Annotated in this window: 6 protein-coding genes and 1 pseudogene; 1 reads left to right on the forward strand and 6 read right to left on the reverse strand. The window is 44.8% G+C overall.

The window, feature by feature from the left end; genetic code table 11:
• The 4 genes from HG263_RS12740 to HG263_RS12755 all read right to left on the reverse strand — a co-directional run.
• Positions 1–3,330 (reverse strand): non-ribosomal peptide synthetase (locus HG263_RS12740; protein WP_171626468.1); only part of this gene is annotated, 3,330 nt, incomplete at its 3' end.
• Entirely contained in the window at positions 3,327–8,171 is a 4,845-nt protein-coding gene (locus HG263_RS12745) for a non-ribosomal peptide synthetase (RefSeq protein ID WP_171626469.1), read from the reverse strand. The genes HG263_RS12745 and HG263_RS12740, both read right to left, overlap by 4 nt.
• A 22-nt stretch (positions 8,172–8,193) precedes the next feature.
• On the reverse strand, positions 8,194–8,949 hold the full coding sequence (locus HG263_RS12750; protein ID WP_171626470.1) for an efflux RND transporter periplasmic adaptor subunit: 756 nt from the start codon (positions 8,947–8,949) through the stop codon (positions 8,194–8,196).
• A complete protein-coding gene (locus HG263_RS12755; protein ID WP_171626471.1) occupies positions 8,949–11,996 on the reverse strand; it encodes an efflux RND transporter permease subunit in 3,048 nt (1,015 codons plus the stop codon). Before HG263_RS12755 ends, HG263_RS12750 begins: the two co-directional genes overlap by 1 nt.
• 739 nt (positions 11,997–12,735) lie before the next feature.
• Between HG263_RS12755 and HG263_RS12760 the strand changes: the two are divergent.
• Positions 12,736–13,392, forward strand: a pseudogene (locus HG263_RS12760) (IS3 family transposase); the annotation flags it as partial.
• A gap of 120 nt (positions 13,393–13,512) precedes the next feature.
• On the opposite strand, the gene HG263_RS12765 reads toward HG263_RS12760, so the two are convergent.
• The gene (locus tag HG263_RS12765) at positions 13,513–17,163 is read right to left on the reverse strand and encodes a PAS domain-containing hybrid sensor histidine kinase/response regulator (RefSeq protein ID WP_171626472.1); all 3,651 of its coding nucleotides are present in this window, start codon (positions 17,161–17,163) and stop codon (positions 13,513–13,515) included.
• Positions 17,164–17,344: 181 nt separating this feature from the next.
• Positions 17,345–18,751, reverse strand: a complete 1,407-nt coding sequence (locus HG263_RS12770; protein ID WP_171626473.1) for a PhoH family protein — start codon at positions 18,749–18,751, stop codon at positions 17,345–17,347.
• Positions 18,752–18,969: the final 218 nt, after the last annotated feature.

Here is an 18,969-nt window from a genome sequence, read left to right on the forward strand (position 1 = left end):
ACCTGTGAACTCTCGGTGAAAACGGATCACCAGCGGGATGTTATAGGCCGCATTCGGATTCCCCTGGTGCAATAACCATAACCTGTACTGCTCGGCAGAAAGCACCAGCGGGTACTGGATTGCTTGCCGCACAGATCTTTCGTCGGAGTCTGCAGGCAGCGCGCCATATTCAATAGCCTTGGCAAGCTCGGAGAGCATGGTATGTCTTTGGAAAATCTCACTACTCAGCTGGCAATTAAGCTTTTGCTCAAGTGCATTCTGCACCTTAAGTAAGGCAAGGGAATTGCCGCCAAGCCGATAAAAATGCGCATTGGGGCCGCAATCACCGCACTGCAAAACATTTTGCCAAACCGTGGCAATTTGTTTTTCCATTGGCGATAAGGGCACACTTGTACTTTGACGCTGGTTGAGCTCATCGCGATAAAGCTGCTGCAAAGCTGTCCTGTCGACCTTGCCATTTTTAGTTAAAGGAAATTCAATCACTTCAATCAAAGTAGCCGGGATCATATAGCTGGGCAATTTAGCGTCTACACGCGCCAAAAGTTTGGCTTCATCAAAGAGACAAGCCGTATCCAGTTTGATAAAGCCCACCAGTTGCTGACTGCTTCCGCTCGCTACCGCAATAGTTTCAGCACGCACCACTTCGACTTCTTCATTAAAACAGCGACTAATGGCCTCCAGCTCGACCCGGAAACCGTTGATCTTAACTTGCTGATCCTGACGACCTATAAACCGCAGTTCGCTTTGCGCATCAAAATAACCAAAATCACCGGTGCGGTAGGCCCGGGTGGTTTCGCCATTAATATCCAGCGTGATGAAACGGTTTACATCTTGTTCCTGATTCAAATAACCTTGTGCCAAGCCAAGGCCGGTAGCAATAATTTCGCCGATACAACCCTGAGGTAACAATTGCCCATTATTATCGACAATATAAGCTTGGGTCCCCTGGATAACTTTACCTACAGGCAGGGCTTCATCTGCTGGCCAGTTTTTTGGGATCGGGAAGCAACAGGTAAAAGTGGTATTTTCTGTCGGACCATAGCCATTAATGATCTGCAAATCCGCATGGGCATCATAAACTCGGCGGATATGGCTGGGGGAAACAACGTCCCCGCCGACTAACAACTGCTTTAAACCGTCAAAGACAGTACAGTCAAGATCAACCAAAGTATGAAATAAAGCAGCAGTCAGCCAAGCCGTGTTGACATTATGCTGCTGTATGATGCTCCTTAAGTGGGCCACATCCAGCAGTTTGTCATCAATGAAGCAAACTTGTCCGCCATTGAGCAATGCCCCCCAAAACTCTAAAGTAAAAGCATCAAAAGTCGCTGGGGCAGCCGACAACATCCGGGTTTGTGCATTAAGCGACATAAAATTCGGATTCTCCACCAAGCGGATCACCCCTTGATGAAGGCACTTAATACCTTTGGGCTCTCCTGTGGTGCCAGAGGAGAAATTAATATAAATCGGGCTATCTGCAGAAATCTCCGGGAGAGGACATTCTTGCAGCGGTTGAGTCAACATCTGCTGGATATCCAGCCAAGGCACGCCGGCTATCGCTTGCTCTGCAGTGGAGATAACACAGGCGAGCTCTGCCTGGTGAGCGATCTGGGATAATCGTGTTGCCGATTCGTCTTTTGCATAAGGCACGTAAACAGCGCCAGTCAGTACTATACCAACAAGAGCTGCCGCCAGTTCAGGGCCCTGCGGCAAACATACTCCAACACAGTCCCCAGCGGCTACACCTGCACCTTGTAATGCCAGCGCCATACTTGAGGCTTGTAACCACAGCTGTCGGTATGATAATTCCCGGTCTCCCTGAGTCACGGCTACTGCCTCAGGAGACTTGTTAACTTGCGCCGCCAAACGTGAGGCAACATTGCCTTTTAGCGGTGGAAAAGCGCTTGTTGCCACTGCTGGGGGCAAATACTGCCCCTGCTGACGTATTAAGGCAAAAAATGCCTGCTGCAGTGTCAGTACCGTTTGAGATGAGATTAATTTCGGGTCAAACTCCCACTTCAGCTGGTAACCTTCGTCATTGACATACATAGACAGCATAAGAGGAAACTTAGCGCTTTTCAGGCTTGTCTCCATACGCTGCACCGTCGTCTGGCTAAAGCTGTCCAGCTCGGTCAATCCATCCTGCCAGGCAAAGACTACCTGCTGCAGGGGATGACGACCTTCATGTGTCTGCAGGCCCAGTTCGGGCAGCAAGGCATTAAAATCAGTATTGGCAACAGCCATATCCTGGTGCATGTTTTGCTGGACTTGTTTTGACGACATCCCCCTGCGGTAACGGACAGGCACCATCGAAACCATGTAACCGACAATCTCATGAAGCCACCCCTGATCCCTGCTCGCATAAGGGGTGCTGATGACAATATCATCCAGTCCGACATAACGTCCGATCATTTCAGCAAATAAGGTAAATGCCGCGCTGAAAGTCGAGACTTGGGCGTCATGGGCTAAGGTATCTAGTTGCTTGCTTTCCTGCCGAGATAATTGCCCATATATCACATGTGCTTCATCTGCCTGACAAGGCGTCAGACTATGCAACTGCATGGCTTCATAACCCTGCAAGCGGTTACGCCAATAGGCTTGTCCGTTATCAGCAGGCAATTGTGCCAAGTAATCCAGATAATCAGCACTGGACGCCAATACCTGCTTGCCACCGTCATAAAACGCTATCACGCGTCGCCAAAGCTGACTGATAGACCAGCCGTCAATAATAATATGCGGAAAATTCAACACCAAAACCGAGTGCTCACTCGTTATCCGCACCAGACGGGCAATAAACAGACAGTCTTGTTTTAAATTAAACTGACGCTGCTGCTCTTGAGCGTATATGTCCTGAGCCAACGACTCATCACCGTCTACGACCTCCAGTTGCCATGCGCCGTCGTAATTTGGCTTAAGTAAAACCTGATCGCCAACTTCAACAAACACACTATGCAAGGCGTCATACGCTCGATAGGCCTGAGAGAGGCTGTCCGCTAACCGTTCTATATCCAGCTTGCCGCGGATAACAAAACTCATTGGAATGTTATAGTTCTCGGACTGCTTCATCTTATACAGCGGCCACAGCGACATTTGCTTTGCAGAAATGGCAACACCGGCATTTTTTTCCTGCTCAGACAGCAATGCGACCGCTGCTTTTGCTTGACTGGCCTGGTTTAAAAACGCCAGTAATTCTTCTTTATACTTTCTTATCTTCGCAACGGCCTCGGCAGGGATCGGGGACACGCTAGATTTAATGTTTAATTTATCGCCATTGGCCTTAACGATAATCCCTTGCTGCTTTAACTCAGCAAGCAGTACATTCACATTCATATGGTCAATTCCTCGGAAAATTCTCCTTCTTCCTCAATTTCCGCCATTGAATCTATAAATGATGCAATAGTTTGTATCGTGCCAAGTTCGATCAAATCAGTCACTTTAATCGTGGTCAACAAACGCTGTTCGATACTTAACGCCAGTTTCATCACCATCAATGAATTACCGCCCAATTTATAAATATGCGTTTGCACATCAACCTGGGTTAACCCCAAGTGCTGGCAAAAGATATCCGCCAATACAATTTCAGTCTCTGTTTGCGCTTCCAGGCGAACGGTATTTTCCAGTTCGATCTCAGGTAAAGCTTTCTTATCGATTTTGCGGTTTGGCGTCAGCGGCAAAGAATCGAGATAGATAATTTGTTGCGGAACCATAAAGTGCGGTAATTTCTGACGGCAATGCTGGCTGATCACAGCTTCCTGACATGAGGCATTCACAAAAGCAACCAGCTGTTCAGCTCCAGCAACCTCTCGCACTACCACGGCGATTTGACTGACCGCTTCAACTTGCTTGATGACTTGTTCAATTTCCTCCAGCTCAATACGATATCCGGAGACTTTCACCTGATGGTCCGCCCGGCCGTGGAAGTTGATCTCTCCCTTATGGTTTATCGACGCTAAATCCCCAGTTTGATATATACGCTGTCCTAGGGTCGGGTGCATGATAAATCTGTCCCGAGTCAAGGCTTCATTGTGCAGGTAACCGTCAGATAAACTTGCGCCACCAATCCAAAGCTGACCAACTGCCCCGACAGGCACAGGCTTGAGGGCTTCATCCAGCAAATAAAACTCTGTATTGTTTATCGGCTGACCCAGAGAAACCTCAGGATGTAACGGTGAAATCTGCTTTAATGAAGACCACACGCTCGTTTCCGTAGGGCCGTACATGTTATAGCATAAGTTGTTGTTTTCACTTAGCATCCTAGCGAGCTGGGCATCCATTGCTTCACCGCCGCACAAGATCACTTGTGACTGGAAAGGCTGCCATCCAGTAGCGATTAACGTACGCCAGGTGCTGGGGGTAGCTTGGCAATGGGTGACCTGCTTGTGCCGTAGGTAAGCCGTCAACTTAGCGGCATCACGGCTCTCCTCCTGACTGGCAAGCAAGACCTTAGCGCCAGAGGTTAGCGGCAAGTAAAGTTCCAGTGTTGAAATATCGAAAGAAAAAGAGGTGATTGCCAACCAGGTATCGCCCGCTTGCAAGGCAAACTCCTGCGCCATGGCACAGATAAAGTTATTAAACGCAGCATAGCTGATCACAACACCTTTAGGTAACCCGGTGGAACCTGACGTGTAAATACAATACATGGGCGATGCCAGATCGACCGGCACCGGCTGCCAGGGTACGTCACTTTGCGCATCCGGCATTATCCGCGTTACCGCATAGCTATCCTGCTCGGCAATCACATAGTTAATTTGACTGTGTTCGATAATGTAGTTAATGCGATCTTCCGGATAACTTGGGTCCAGAGGTACATAACCGATACCGCAGGCCTGGCAGGCCAGCATCCAAGCGACACAGTCGCTATTTCGGGGTAAGCAGATACCGACAAATTGTCCCTGAGTCAGATTCAGAGTACTCAGGTAAGCCGCTTTTTTATCAATCAGGTTCAACAAATCAGCATACTTGTACACCTGCTCTTCATGTTCAAGCGCGATATCTTGCGGCAAAGCTAAAGCATGCCTGCGGAATCTCTGATATACGGTTTCATTGAGGCTGTCGACGACGGGGCCTGAGATCTGAGGTGCAGCAGTCGCAATATTTCCTATGGACTCCTCTGATTGCTCAAGCACCACCTGCAATAACTGCAAGTAGTCCTGAATCATATTTTCTATCAGCCACTGCGGGTATTTCGCGGTTTTGAATTCCCACAACAAATGTACAGGGTTATCTTCCCCTATTTGTCCTTCACGGGGAATCACGACAACAGAGAGATCAAATTTTGCCGCCCGGCTGTCAATGGCTTCAAACACCCGGCTATCTGTAATGCCGGGCAAGTCAATCTCAGGCATAGGTGAATCATGGAAACCAAAAAACACCTGAAACAGGGGGTTGACTCCGGGGACGCGATCTGGGTTGACGGCTTTCACCAGGTATTCGAACGGCAGTGATTGATATTGCTGCGCCTCCTGCACCACTTTGGCGCTATGGGCCAACAACTCATCAATGCTCATTGCGTCATTTAATTGCCCGCGCAACACCACAGTATTGATCATCATGCCAACAATGGAGTCAGCATTGATCCATTGCCGGTTGGCAAACGCTGACCCTACGCAAATATCTTGATCGCCGGAAAATCTGGCCAACATCAAATAGTACAGCGACAGCATAATACTGAAAGCGGTTTCGCCTCTTTGTTCCGCCAACCTTTCAACGGCCTGCCATTGCGCTCTGGGTAGAGGGATGCGCAGTGTTTGCCCTTTACGGATATCATCGGTTTCCGTTTGGTGATTGGGCAGGTTTAACACCGCTGGCGACGCTGCAAGTTGATCGCGCCAATAGCTGAGCTGCTTTTCGACTTCGCCTGTCTCAAGCCATTGCGCCTGAGTAAGACAAAAATCGGCATATTGTGCCGGCTCAGGCAACTCAGTTAAGGCCTGGTTGACATGGGCACGGTAATAATGAATAAAGTCATTGAGAAACAGGTTATAAGACCAGCCATCATGCACTAGGTGATGTTCAATATGTAACAAAGCACTTTGACTGTCGGACAGCTTGACTAACGCCCACCTGACCAGAGGCAGCTGAGACAAGATAAAGGGCTGGTTCAGCTCTTCTTGCACCAGTTCCGCTAGGCTTTTTTTACTTTCACTCGCATCAAGGTGGGAGAAATCGAACTCCTGTAAGGTAACATCATAATGCCTGTAGACTCTTTGCATCCCTTCACCGTCGCCAGGTAAAAAGGCAGTACGGAAAATACTATGACGGTCAACCACTTTTTGCACCGCATAGGCAACGGCTTTGGCATCTACCTGCCCAGTCAGCATAAGCTGCGACTTAGCATGATAAGCCCGGTCCTGATTGTCCATATTGGCAAAAAACCAGATCGAACGCTGGGACGAAGAAAGGGGGACGTCTATATAATCTTGTTCATCGTCAAGGTGCGACTTGATCTCAGTAATCGCAAAGGTTTGGCTATTGATCTCTTGCCACAAACGCTCCGGGGTGCCCTGCTTTTCAAACAATTCAAAAGGCAATCCCAATGCAAAACGTTTATGGACATTGGCAGCAATGGAAATAGCGGCGATGGAATTCCCCCCTTGCTGAAAAAAGTTATCCTGCCAGCCGATAGACACGCCCATATGGTCTCTGAAGATATTGAGGAATGCCTGCTTATCTTCAGTCAGATGACAGTCTGCTTCCTGTGAAGCAGCATCCGATAACTGGGGAAAAGGCAGGGCAGCTTCATCTAACTTATGGTTGGCAGTCAAAGGAAAGGCGCTTAATACTAAAATATGGTTGGGCACCATATATTCAGGCAGACTCGCGGCTAATGACTGCTTAACGGCATCTAGGTCAACCTCTGTCTGTGATACCACATAAGCTACCAGCATATCCTGCTGGCCAATGCGGTGCACCATGATATGAGCCTGGGTAACCTGTTCAAGCTGCAACAAGTGATGGATCACTTCTTCGCTTTCTATCCTAAAGCCGTTAACTTTAAGCTGCTTGTCTATGCGGTTGATGTATTCCAGTATGCCGTCTTGATTAAAGCGACAGATATCCCCGGTTCGATAAGCTCTATGCTGTTCACCGTTTTTCGCGGTAAAAGTGATGAACTTCTGCCTGGTCAGCTCGGCAAGATTATGATAGCCGCGACTGACACCAGCTCCCGCCACCAAAAGCTCACCATCTTCTTCGCAGGCAACTTCTTGCAACTGTTCATCAACAACAAAACAACGGACCCCTGGCAGGGCGCGACCGATTGCCGGCAGCCCATGACCTTCAGCGGCAACGACATGAGAGCTTGCTATAACTGTGGTTTCGGTGGGCCCGTATGCATTTTCAACGCGTACAGTCCAGTGACTAGGAGGACGTTTGGTTAAGCGCTGACCTGCTGTTTGCAAGACTTCTAGGCTCGCAGGTAAAACAAGCTGCTCATCCGCCATCAATATTTCAGCCAAAGGCGTAGGGAGCCAGCTGAAGGTAATTTGGTGTTGTTGATAAAAATTGACTAACTCATAAGGATTGAGCAGTACCTCGTTTTCGACGACATATAAGGATGCCCCGGTGAACAAGGCTGGCAACCATTCCATCATCGCGGCATCAAAGGCGATATTGGCGGAAAACGTCATCCGGCTGGTCCGGGAAAGGTGATAATAATCACAAAAGGACTCAACCATAGGCAGCAGGCTTTCAATGCCTACCACACAACCTTTGGGTTTACCTGTTGTCCCTGAGGTATAAATGATATAGGCGATTCCCGTTTGCTTAACTTCTGTTTGGGGGTAGTCCACCGCTTGAGGCAGGTCCCAGTCAAAACAGATTTCTTGTATATCACCAAAGGAGGCCTTGCCGCTCAGGTTGATCAGCCATTGCGCATCAAGATCCTGCAGGATATGCTGCAATCGGGTGTCAGGTGTCCCTGTTGCGACTGGCACAACGCCAATGCCAAGCTTCCAACAAGCCAGAACTGCGGTAATGTATTCAAGCGAACGTTCCGCAACAATAGGCAGTGCATCTGGCCAGCTTTCGACGTCACGCCCTAAACATTGATACAGGTGGCTGGCCCACAAATCAGAGTTATGATTTAGCTGAGCAAAAGTCCATTTTTCTTGGTTTGTGGCAACAAAGGCCTCTCCTGCATTACACTGGATTCTAGATAATAGTTGTTTCATCAATTTACCGACGCATTTGAAATTATAATTTTTTAGGAATTTTGATTTGTAAAGCTTGTCCCAGTAGCACACCGATACCAGTTACTTTAAAACTGACCTCAACAGTACTCGAACGAACATCAACTTCAGGAACAAGATAGTCAAAAGCGAGTTGTAACTGGCTGTTCTCCTCCGCCACACCGGCTTGCTGTAAGTCCAGAGTTCTATATAAATGGTGCGGAACATGTACTAGGACATAAAGAGCACGGGGATCAAAGACAGTGACCAAGGTATCGCCCGCCTGGACGACCTCAAAGGTTTTCACATCTCGCTGTAACACAACCCCGGGGTATGGGGCGTTGATTGTTTTCTTATCTAAAATATGCGTTAAGCGCACAATTTCTTGTTCAATCAGGTTCAACTCATGACGTGAGTTAAGCAAATCAATATGCTTTTGTGCCCTTTGCTCCCCAGATACGGAATTGCTTTGCAGCAAACTTTCATAACCATCAATAATCTGTTGATGTTCGGCAATTTTTGCCTTGATGTTTTGCTGCTGGATGCTTAACTGCACCAGTTGCTTCTGCTCATAGCTGTTATCAATCCGTGCGATGGCATCGCCTTTTTGAAAGGTCTCTCCGACATCGAGAATAAAGTTCAGTTGCCCGCTCTGCTCTGCAGAGAGTTGAAGCTTGGTTTTTGAGTAAACCGTACCCGGCAGCAATGCCTCCTCGGCATTCGCCCATGAAGCATATTGCAGGACAAGAAGAGAAGTGAGAATACGAAATATGTTAACCATTACGCTACCTTGCTAAGATTATGGGATGGCTCAGCCTGGACAGAGCCGTTTTTCACTGTAGATAAACCGAATAAATGAGCCGAAGCCGGAATCACAAACAAAACGGTAAGTAAATTAATCGTGATTCCGCCAACGATAATCGCCGCTATTCCCTGATAGATTTGTGAAGCGTCGGAAGGAAACAATAACAGGGGTAACATGCCAAGAATTGTCGTTAACGAGCTAATGACAACAGCACGCACCCGCTCCTGCGTACCGGCAACAATTGCAGCAAGGAGATCATGGTGCGCGGCAAAACCTTGCTGCATGGCATCAACAAGCAGAATTGAGTTATTCGCAACTATCCCCAGCATGATGGCAAAACCCAACATAGTCAGTACATTAAAATCAACCGGGGTAAACAGGCCTAATGCTTGATAAGCCAAAATGCTGCCGCATAAAGCCGGCATCAGGGAAACCAGTACATAGACACTGAGCTTCACCGATTTAAACAGCCCAGCAACGATGACAAAAAAGGCCACCACAACAAATAACAACATAACTGCCAAAAATAGTTTGGTCTTGGTTAAACTTGCCGCACTTCCTTCAACACTGATAAAGCCTTTGTCTGCAACTAAGCTCTTTAACTGAGGAACCAGATCACTTTCGAGTTTATCCATCACATCTGAAACCGTTAACTGCTTGTCGGTAATTCTCAAACTTAAGGTCACCGTCTTAGTGCCATTGAGCCGGATCAGTGACGGCAGCTCACGGGACTCCTCAATACTCATGAGCTCTCCGACAAAAGAGCGTACGCCATTGCTGGCAACATAAGGGATATTCTCAATTTTACTGTTGGTTTCTTTGAGGGTTATATAGCCGTTAAGTACTTCGTCGCTATCATTCCATTTGCCGATAAAGTCCGCTTGCCCAATAGCTTTGACCAGGTTTTTAAGCTCTTCATTACCCACATTCAGGTGACGGAGCTGTGCAAGGTTTGGAGTTAGCTCATATTCGCTCACAGCCTTATCTATACCTGGCGTGACGCGTAAAGATACACCAGGTAAGGTCTCTGTGACCATTTCACGAATTTGCTCGATATGAGTGCCAAGCCAGTGCTTATCATTGACAAAAAGGTTCACTTCGATATTGTTGCTGCTTTCTGCCCCGCCAAGTAACTCTCCCTGTAACACAATGACGCGTTGTTGGGGTAACTCTTCCTTCAAGGTGTCTTTTAAATATGTTAATAATTCGGGAAGTTGATCAGTGTTTTCCAGGCGCACTGCAGCCGTGGCAAAAAATGGCCAGCCGATGACATAATTGTTTTTTAATTCAATATGTCCAGGTATGGTTTGTAGCACTTGATTGAGGGGCTCGATTATGTCACGGTCTACAGCTTCGATGCGATTCGACCCCGAGACAGGAATATAGACATCAACCGCATCTCGCTTTACCGAAGGCAAATAGCTTATAGAAGGAAATAACCCGATCAAGCCAACAAAGCTAAACAGGATCAGGGCAGTCAGCACAGTGGCGCTTCTTTTCTTTGTTACCAGCATGGTTTTGATTACTTTGACAACCCAGATAAATGCTAGCTCCCCCGCCGCTTCCCTATGTGGGAGGTAACGCAGGGCAAAGAAAGGGGTGATCAATATTGTAAACAAGAGCGCAAAGATCAGCCCCGAGGTGATTGCCAAACTTAAGCCTCTAAACAGCTGACCTTCGGCGCCATCGCTAAAGATCACCGGCACAAACACTATCACTGTCGTTAATGACGAGGCAAAAAGTGCTGGCACCAATTTGTTCAATGCTTGGTTTATTTTTTCCAGCGTAGACTTTTGTTCTTTTTTCAAGCGGTCTAAATACTCGACAAAAATCAATACCCCATCAACAAACATACCGGTTGCAAAGGTAATGCCCGCAAGAGAAATCACATTAATAGAGGTGTTAGTGAGGCTGAGTACGATAAAAACCCCACATGTTGACAGCAAGGTGATCAAACCGCCCAATAATGTCGGCTGGATTCGCTTAAAGAAAACATAGGAAACAAGTAAAGTGAGTAAAAAACCTGTCGCGAGTGAACCAAGTATCCATACAATTGCTCTTTCAATAAATAGTCCAGTATCAAACGACAAATTGTAGCTCAGACCGCTGCTACGAATAACGTTTGCCTCTTGCACCAAAACGCTGTCGACCAAATGCTGTACTTCAATCAGGTTTGCTTCTGCATCCCGTAAAATTCGCATAGCAATGGCTTGCTGGCCATTATACCTTGCTGTCGCAGTCTGAATGATCGGTTCAACCGATACTTCAGCAATATCCTGCAATAAAATAGCAACCCCGTTCACATACGACACCGGGGTTTGCCGTATATCGTCAAGTGAGCTCGTTTGCTTAAATTTAGCGGTAATAACACTGTCACCTTCATACAAACGGGTAACAGGTTGAGTCAACATATTACTGACAATACTGCGAACTTTTTCAAAGCTTAAGTGCAACTGATACAGCTTTTCCATATCAAGGCGCACTTGCAGTTGGTTTTCTAATAGGGGATTGAGTTCAACTTCTTCGACCCCGCGAAGCAACTTAAATTTATGCGAAGCTAAATTATTGATCAAGCGAAGCTGTTCCTGTGAAAACTCTCCCAGCTCTGAAGTAATAAAATAGCTGCCGACAACCCGGTTGGAGACATTGCTACCGCCATGGCGAAAAAGTAAGGCTTTGATATTCAAAGGTAAAGGTCTAGCCCGGGACAGGAGTGACGCTAGCTCTTTTTCAGCTTCATCCAGATCAGTGCCAAAAGCAAAGGTAACTTCAAACGACGCACTTTCCGCTTTAGTGGTAACCTTTAGAGCTTCAAAATGGTCCAGTTTTCCCAGAATGGAGTCTTCGTATGGTTTAACGACATCCGAAATTAAAAACTCTTCTGTAGCTCCAGGCCAAGCCACGGAAAAAGATATTTTGGGAGGTTCAATATCAGGTAATAATTGTACTTTATTTTTTAGTATACAAAAGCCACCAAAAATAAAAATAATTGTACAAATACTTATTACAAAGTATTGGCGCATAACTACAAGAATCCTTCTTAACACCATTAAAAAAACTAATTTCCCTCCTTCAAGCCAACAATATTTGACTCAGAACAAGAAAACGTTAAATAAAATACACGCTTTATAAAGTATGTCAATAAACATATGAATAAATAGGAGAATTTAGGAGAATTTCAATTTTTTAATTTGGTAACACCACTTAGCTCCATGTTAGAACGCTCGTTGTTTTTAGTCCATAAGAACTGAGTTATTCTATCTTTAAGCTCGCCAACATCACGATAATATAATGGCTAATTCCATTATATTTTGCGGCTAAATTAAAGATAATTTTTCTAGCAAGAGTCAGCTTTATTTAGCTTTTTTATTATGATTCTGCACTTTTGTCAGACCAATAGTTTTTTGGTTATTGATGATGTTTTAGCAGTTCCTTTTATCCAAAGTATTCTTCCTTCATATTAATCGCTAAGACTAGTTAAAGCTTTGTTGAGAGTTGGTCTACTAATAATCCGTACCAACACTTTTGGACACCTTGCTAAGTGGGTGCAATCGCTTAACGAGGTGAAAAATGTCAACAAAGAAAGTCCGCAAAACACATACCGCTGAATTTAAAGCTGAAGCTCTGAAATTGGCCGATAAGATCGGCGTAGCTGCCGCAGTTAGATAATTAAAACTTTATGAATCTCAATTGTATAACTGGCGCTCTGCTGCCGAGAAAAAGTCTAATACCAGTGAATATGAATCCTAGCTTGCTGCTGAAGTGGCACGCTTAAAGCGCCAGTTAGCTGAGCAGGCAGAAGATTTATCCATCTTAAAAAAGGCGGCCACCTACTTCGCGAAGAACCAAAAATAGCGCGGTTTGAGTTTATTATGGAGCATTAGCACCTGTTCTCGTTAATCAGAGTGGTTGTGGTGCTTTCAGGTGTCGCGTAGTGGGTATTATGCCTGGCGTAAAAGTGGCCTGATGCCAAGCCCGAGAGCGGAGAAGCGTGCCGAGCGAGATGTATTGATACAGGAAGCCTTTGACAATTCCAAAGCCCGTAATGGTGCTAGTCGAATTCAGGAAGATCTTGCTGAGCATGACGTAAAAACCATACGAAACAGCATGGTGCGTCAAGGTTTGGTGGCCAAAGCAGCCCGCAAGTTTAAGGTTACAACAGATAGCAATCATACGCTCCCTGTTGCGCCTAATTTGCTTGAACAAGACTTTAACGCAACGGGCCCGAACCAGAAATGGGTCGGTGATATTACGTACTTGATAACAAGCGAAGGCTGGCTGTATTTGGCTGTGATTATCTATCTCTACTCACGAACCGTGATTGGATGGTCGATGAGTAACCGCATGACGGCAAACTAGGCGTGTGATGCGCTTAAAATGGCCTTATTCCGTCGTGGACGTCCAAAAAAAGTGATCGTTCAATGCAGCTTCTGAATTATCACACAAGGTAACTTAGCAATCTTCACTAAGCGTGTTTTCTAGCACCACTCGGTTTAGGGGATCGCTATCAACAACAAGAACATGTGCACCGCTTACCATCTAATCACCTTCGTACTGCCTCAATATATACTCACGAACTTGAGTTAAACGCATGATTAAGTGTGCAACTAAGTGACTCTTTTGTAGCTGATTCGTCTCTTTTAAGTGTTGCTCTAGTTGCATAGCAGCGTCTGAAAGTGCAATAAAGCCCACTCCCCCCGCTGCACCTTTAATATTGTGCGCCATCATTTGTAGCTTGTCTGTATCACTTTGCATACTCACCTTTTGTAAATATTCTGTACACATCTTTGAAAACTTATCAAGCATTTTGTTCAATAGTTCAGCATCTCCCATCATTTGTTGTAACGCTAACTCACCATCAAAAAAAGTCGCTTCGCTTGCTATATACTGCTGTAATGTTTGGTGTAGCATGGTCTGTGAGACAGGCTTAGTTAGATAGCCGTCCATACCTACTGCTTTAGCACGTTTTCGTTCAGTTACTTGGGCATTCGCGGTTAATGCCACTATCGGACTGGTAAATTTTGGTAGTGATTGCCTAAGTGCCTGAGTGGCTTGAAACCCATCCGTACCTGGCATATGAATATCCATTAATATAATATCGGGTTGTAAAACAGCGACAATGTCAACTAGGTTAGCCGCCGAGCTCAATACGACTACATTAACCTTCATTGTTCGCAACATATTCGCCGTGATATCTTGATTTACCTCATTGTCGTCAACCACAAGACACAAACAACCAGACACTTCTTGCCGGGTTTTAGGCAGTTCAGGGGCATGCTGCTCATGTAACAAAAAACAAAAGGCACTTTGTAAAAACATGGCCTCAGGCATTATTTTTACAATTGTTGAACTTGCTACTGGTAAAGAGCAAACAGGTTGCTTACTGATCACATACTTGAGATTTTGCATGTGTTCTGACATGTTCTTTGCAAGCGCACTCACTTCGTTTTGCTCACAAACAACCAAACTTTTATAATTTCCATGAGCCAGCTCTGCTACAGCTTCGTTAGCACTGTGTACCATACAGATATTGCTCTGCCTAAGGAACTCAGTAATTCTATCGTTTGCGCATAGCCACAGCACCGGCGCACTTTTAGCTGGTATCACACACTCAGCTTTGTCTATTTTTAATGTAAAGTAAAACTCACTCCCTTTAGCAAGCTCACTGCTCAAAGAAATCGTGCCACCAAGTAATGATACTTCGTGCTTCACAATAGCCAGCCCTAAGCCTATCCCTTCATGTTGACGTGAAAAAGATTCATCACCTTGAGTAAATGCATCAAATAATCGCTGTTGATCTTCTCTTTTGATACCAATACCTGTGTCTGCAACACAAAAGCGAATACTCTGTTGCTCTTTGCTATTTGTAACAACAGACATGCTCAAGGTAATGCCACCCGTTTGAGTATACTTAACCGCATTGTTGAGCAAGTTCAGTAGCACCTGCTTTATTTTATTTACATCGCTTTGTAAAACAGGCCAGATACGGTCATCGACTTTAATAGTGAGTGTTAATTTCTTTTGTTCACTTAAAGGTGCTATCAACTCTTGGCAATCTTGCACCAACGTAGCAATACAAAAAGGTTCGATGCAAACGGCCAGCTTTTGTCGCTCAACTTTGGCAAACGTTAAAATGCTATCAAGCATACTGAGCAGCTGTATCGAAGCATGTTCCACTTTAGCTAGCATAGCTAAATGCGGCTCATTGAGTTGTTGCTTTTTCATTATTCCCACTACGCCCTGAATAACATTCAAAGGCGTGCGGATCTCATGACTGATATTGGCGATAAAACGACTTTTAGCCAACGTCGCTCTTTCGGCATCTAACCTAGCCTGCGTTAAGCTAGTAACATCTTGTAAGTGCAACACATAATATTTAGCGACTTTACTTTTGTCCCACACTAAAGACGCGCTCAATTGCAACCAGCTGTATGGCTCACCTTGCGAAATACTCAACTCAAGCACATTCTTTGAGTTCTTCAACAACATGCTCAGTATATGAGAGATTGCCAAATAACTATCGGAAGAAAATAATGACGATAAATGTATGTTAGGACCAAACTCGGCACAGTCTAAGTATTTTCTCGCCGCTTTGTTCATCGCTAACACACCTTTATCAAGGGAAACTAAAATCACCCCATTTGGCGCATACTCCATAGCAGCTTTGAAGTTTTCTTCAGAGGTTTGTAGTGCCTTTATTGCTTGCTGCTGAGAGGTAATATCACGTGCCACTCCCAAACTACCCAATAGACCTCTTTGCGAGTCTAAAAACGGGCTCAAGGTTAACATGTAACTTTTGTCATCTAGCATGACCGTTTGGGTAATGGCCTGCTTCTCATCGCGCATCTGCTGCTCAAGCGTCAACAACTCAGGGTATAAGCCGGTGATATCACCTTGCTCACGCCCAACTAACTGCGACTTATCAATACCCAAAAATTGTTCAAAAGCACGGTTACAACCGATAAATGATCCGTCGATGTTTTTGAAATAAATCAAGTCAGGCACGCTATCTAGCACGGTATTAAGCAGTGCAGCTTGGCGCTCTTTGGCTTCAAGGGAACGTGACAACGCTTTTTTTTGTGACTGAACTTGCTCATCCAAAACATCGTTATTGCGTTGCAGCTGTTCAAGCAAACTTTGTTTTTGTGTGATGACTTGTTTGACAGCACTAAACCAAGGCTGCCAATCAACGGGGATGACATAATCAAAGGTACTTTTAGGCGTTTGTTCCTGATGCGTCAGATAGTTTAAAAAGTAACTAACCGGGCGAATAAAGATACTATTTCCCAACCAACTGAGGAGCAGGTATACCGCAACCATAAAGGTTAATAAAAAACAAAATTCAAGCATCACCTCAAATAATATCGGCTTAATAAATTGCATCTCATCTTGTTCATAAACAACATCCATAGGCTCATCAACTCTGAGCGTATACAACTGCACCCCACCTTGCCAAGGTATAGCGCGATTCATACTGTTGTTGGGTCTAAGCGTAACCTCTTCATCACTCAGCAAATTACGCTTATCTTTATTCAGTAACGAGACTTTACCATGTGCCGCTGTCACATCATTTAACCAAATAGCAACATCGTTACTATCATACACCAGCATGACATATTCACCTTTGGCATTACCACTGTGCTTAGCAATACTAAAGTAATGTTTGCCTTGGACCTTTACTCGCTGACTGCTACTGAAATTGTAGTTAGAAAAGTCTGGTGATAGTGCGCCATCTAGCATCGTACTGAGCAAGTGACTGGTATCAGTATTTCTACGGCGCACAAACGCGAACTGCCCTTCTTTGACATAAGCGATGGCGTCCAATGCAGGAATTAATGACAAAGCAGTATTAAATGCAGGCCCTAAAGCGAGTATTTGTTGCCAATTATCAGGTACAGCAAAATCATTTTCAACGGCTTTGCGAACGACTATTTCGCCACCATTGGCATCAAGTTTGTGATAATAATTGTTCGTTTTGGCAAGTGTTTGAAGTATTGATTCATCAAATTGATAACTAAGAGGTAGTTCAATACTGGTGAAGATATTATCAATGACATTACTGGCCTCTGCCACTTTTTGCATGATTTGCGTGTCGATGGCTTCATAGTAGGCTTGATGTTCAGAAAATGCGCGATTGAGTTTGATATGATACAAGTGAAGACATAAAAAACCAGCCACAAATATCGACATAAATAACCCTGTCAACGCAGCAGTTCGATATTTTTTGAGTGGGATAAAATCTTGGTTCTTGTCCATTACAGCCAAACTGTTAATTTATTATTAAGCAAGAACATTACCAGTAATGCTAGGATTGTCTATTAAAAGTGTTTAAAAGCAGGCCACGACACGGTGGCCTGTAGGTGTTGATTTACTATAGGTTTTCTTCTGCAAAAGAAGCCAAACGACTACGCACAACCCCATTTAAATTAATGGTTGCACTGCCTTCGAAGTGTTTGAAACGTTCTACAAGATAAGTGAGACCCGAAGTCACCGGCGTTAAATAGTTACTGTCAATTTGGGCCAAGTTACCTGTACAGATAAGCTTCGTACCTTCACCGCAGCGCGTAATGATAGTTTTCAGTTGCGAGGCTGTTAGGTTTTGACTTTCATCCAAAATAACAACGGCGTTTTGAATACTACGACCACGCATAAAGTTTACCGATTTAAACTGAATATTAGCTTTTTCCATAATGTAGTTACGGCTAGATATCGGACTTTCATCGTTCTTGTGTAACACTTCTAAAGTATCAGTGATAGCCGCCAGCCATGGTGCCATTTTTTCTTCTTCGGTCCCCGGTAAAAAACCTATGCTTTCTGCAATTTCAGGTGTATTACGGGTAACAATGACTTTATCGTAAACCCCCTTCTCAATGATCATCTCAAGCGCACTTGCCAATGCCAGTAAGGTTTTACCACACCCAGCTGGGCCTGTTAAAATAACTAACTCTATATCTGGGTCTAATAATGCATCTAGGGCCATACCTTGGTAGATATTTTTTGGTTTGACACCCCAAGCCATTTGGTGCATTAGTCGCTCTCGGCTTAGGTCTTTTAAGGTAATATGTCCATCATCATAGCTATCCACACGAGCGGCAAAGTGTTCACTATCATCAATCAGATATTCATTGCAAAACACATCCGGAAGGAGTGCCTTAGGCACGTGATGCAATGTATACCTGCCTTGCTGCTCTGAATTACATTCACCAACATTTTGCCAAAAGTCACCACTGATCTTTAAAAAGCCAGTACTGAGCAACTTAATATCATCAATTAACTGATCGGTTCGATAATCCTCTACAAACTTAAGCCCTGCTCCTTTGGCTTTGAGTCGCATATTTATATCTTTAGTGACAAGAACGACCTTCTTCTCACTGTATTGTTTTTGTAAGCGTACCGCACAGTTGATAATGCGATGGTCATTCTCATTACCTGGTAATCCTGAAATGCTATCAGGGAATAAGTGATCGTTCACAATAATCAACTTGCCACGAGCAAGTGGGCCATGCTCTTTATCTGATTGAATACTCGGTAATCTTACTCCTTCTAACATCTGTTCAGGGGAAGCATCTTTAAGTACATCGTCTAGGCTACGAATAGCCACTCTGGCGTCACGACTTACATCGCGCTTTCTGTCTTTAATGTGATCTAGCTCTTCAAGTACAGTCATGGGGATAACCACATCGTGTTCTTGAAAGGAAAGATAAGCGAGGGGTTCATGAAGTAGTACGTTGGTGTCAAGCACGTACACTTTTCTGTCTAGGTCTTGATCTTTTCCCATAGCGCATTCCTGTCGTTTGCAATGATATATGCTATACCCAATACATTTGTAGGTAATACCAACAATTTGCATGGCTATAAACCAAGTTTAGTCTATTTGTCATAAAAGTCCGTTTCATGACAACTGTTTGCTTATTAAATAGACAACCAGCTAAGCAAGATAGCTTTCTAGTTAATAGTTTTTAATAGGCACATTCAGTATCAATAAACAAGATTGAA

The sequence above is a fragment of the Pseudoalteromonas caenipelagi genome, assembly GCF_013140855.1.
Taxonomy (GTDB): Bacteria; Pseudomonadota; Gammaproteobacteria; order Enterobacterales; family Alteromonadaceae; genus Pseudoalteromonas; species Pseudoalteromonas caenipelagi.

Excerpts from the sequence above, each read along its gene's own strand:
- HG263_RS12745 (WP_171626469.1), bottom strand. The coding sequence starts at position 8,171 with ATGAAACAACTATTATCTAGAATCCAGTGTAATGCAGGAGAGGCCTTT.
- HG263_RS12750 (WP_171626470.1), bottom strand. The coding sequence starts at position 8,949 with ATGGTTAACATATTTCGTATTCTCACTTCTCTTCTTGTCCTGCAATAT.
- HG263_RS12755 (WP_171626471.1), bottom strand. The coding sequence starts at position 11,996 with ATGCGCCAATACTTTGTAATAAGTATTTGTACAATTATTTTTATTTTT.
- HG263_RS12765 (WP_171626472.1), bottom strand. The coding sequence starts at position 17,163 with ATGTCGATATTTGTGGCTGGTTTTTTATGTCTTCACTTGTATCATATC.
- HG263_RS12770 (WP_171626473.1), bottom strand. The coding sequence starts at position 18,751 with ATGGGAAAAGATCAAGACCTAGACAGAAAAGTGTACGTGCTTGACACC.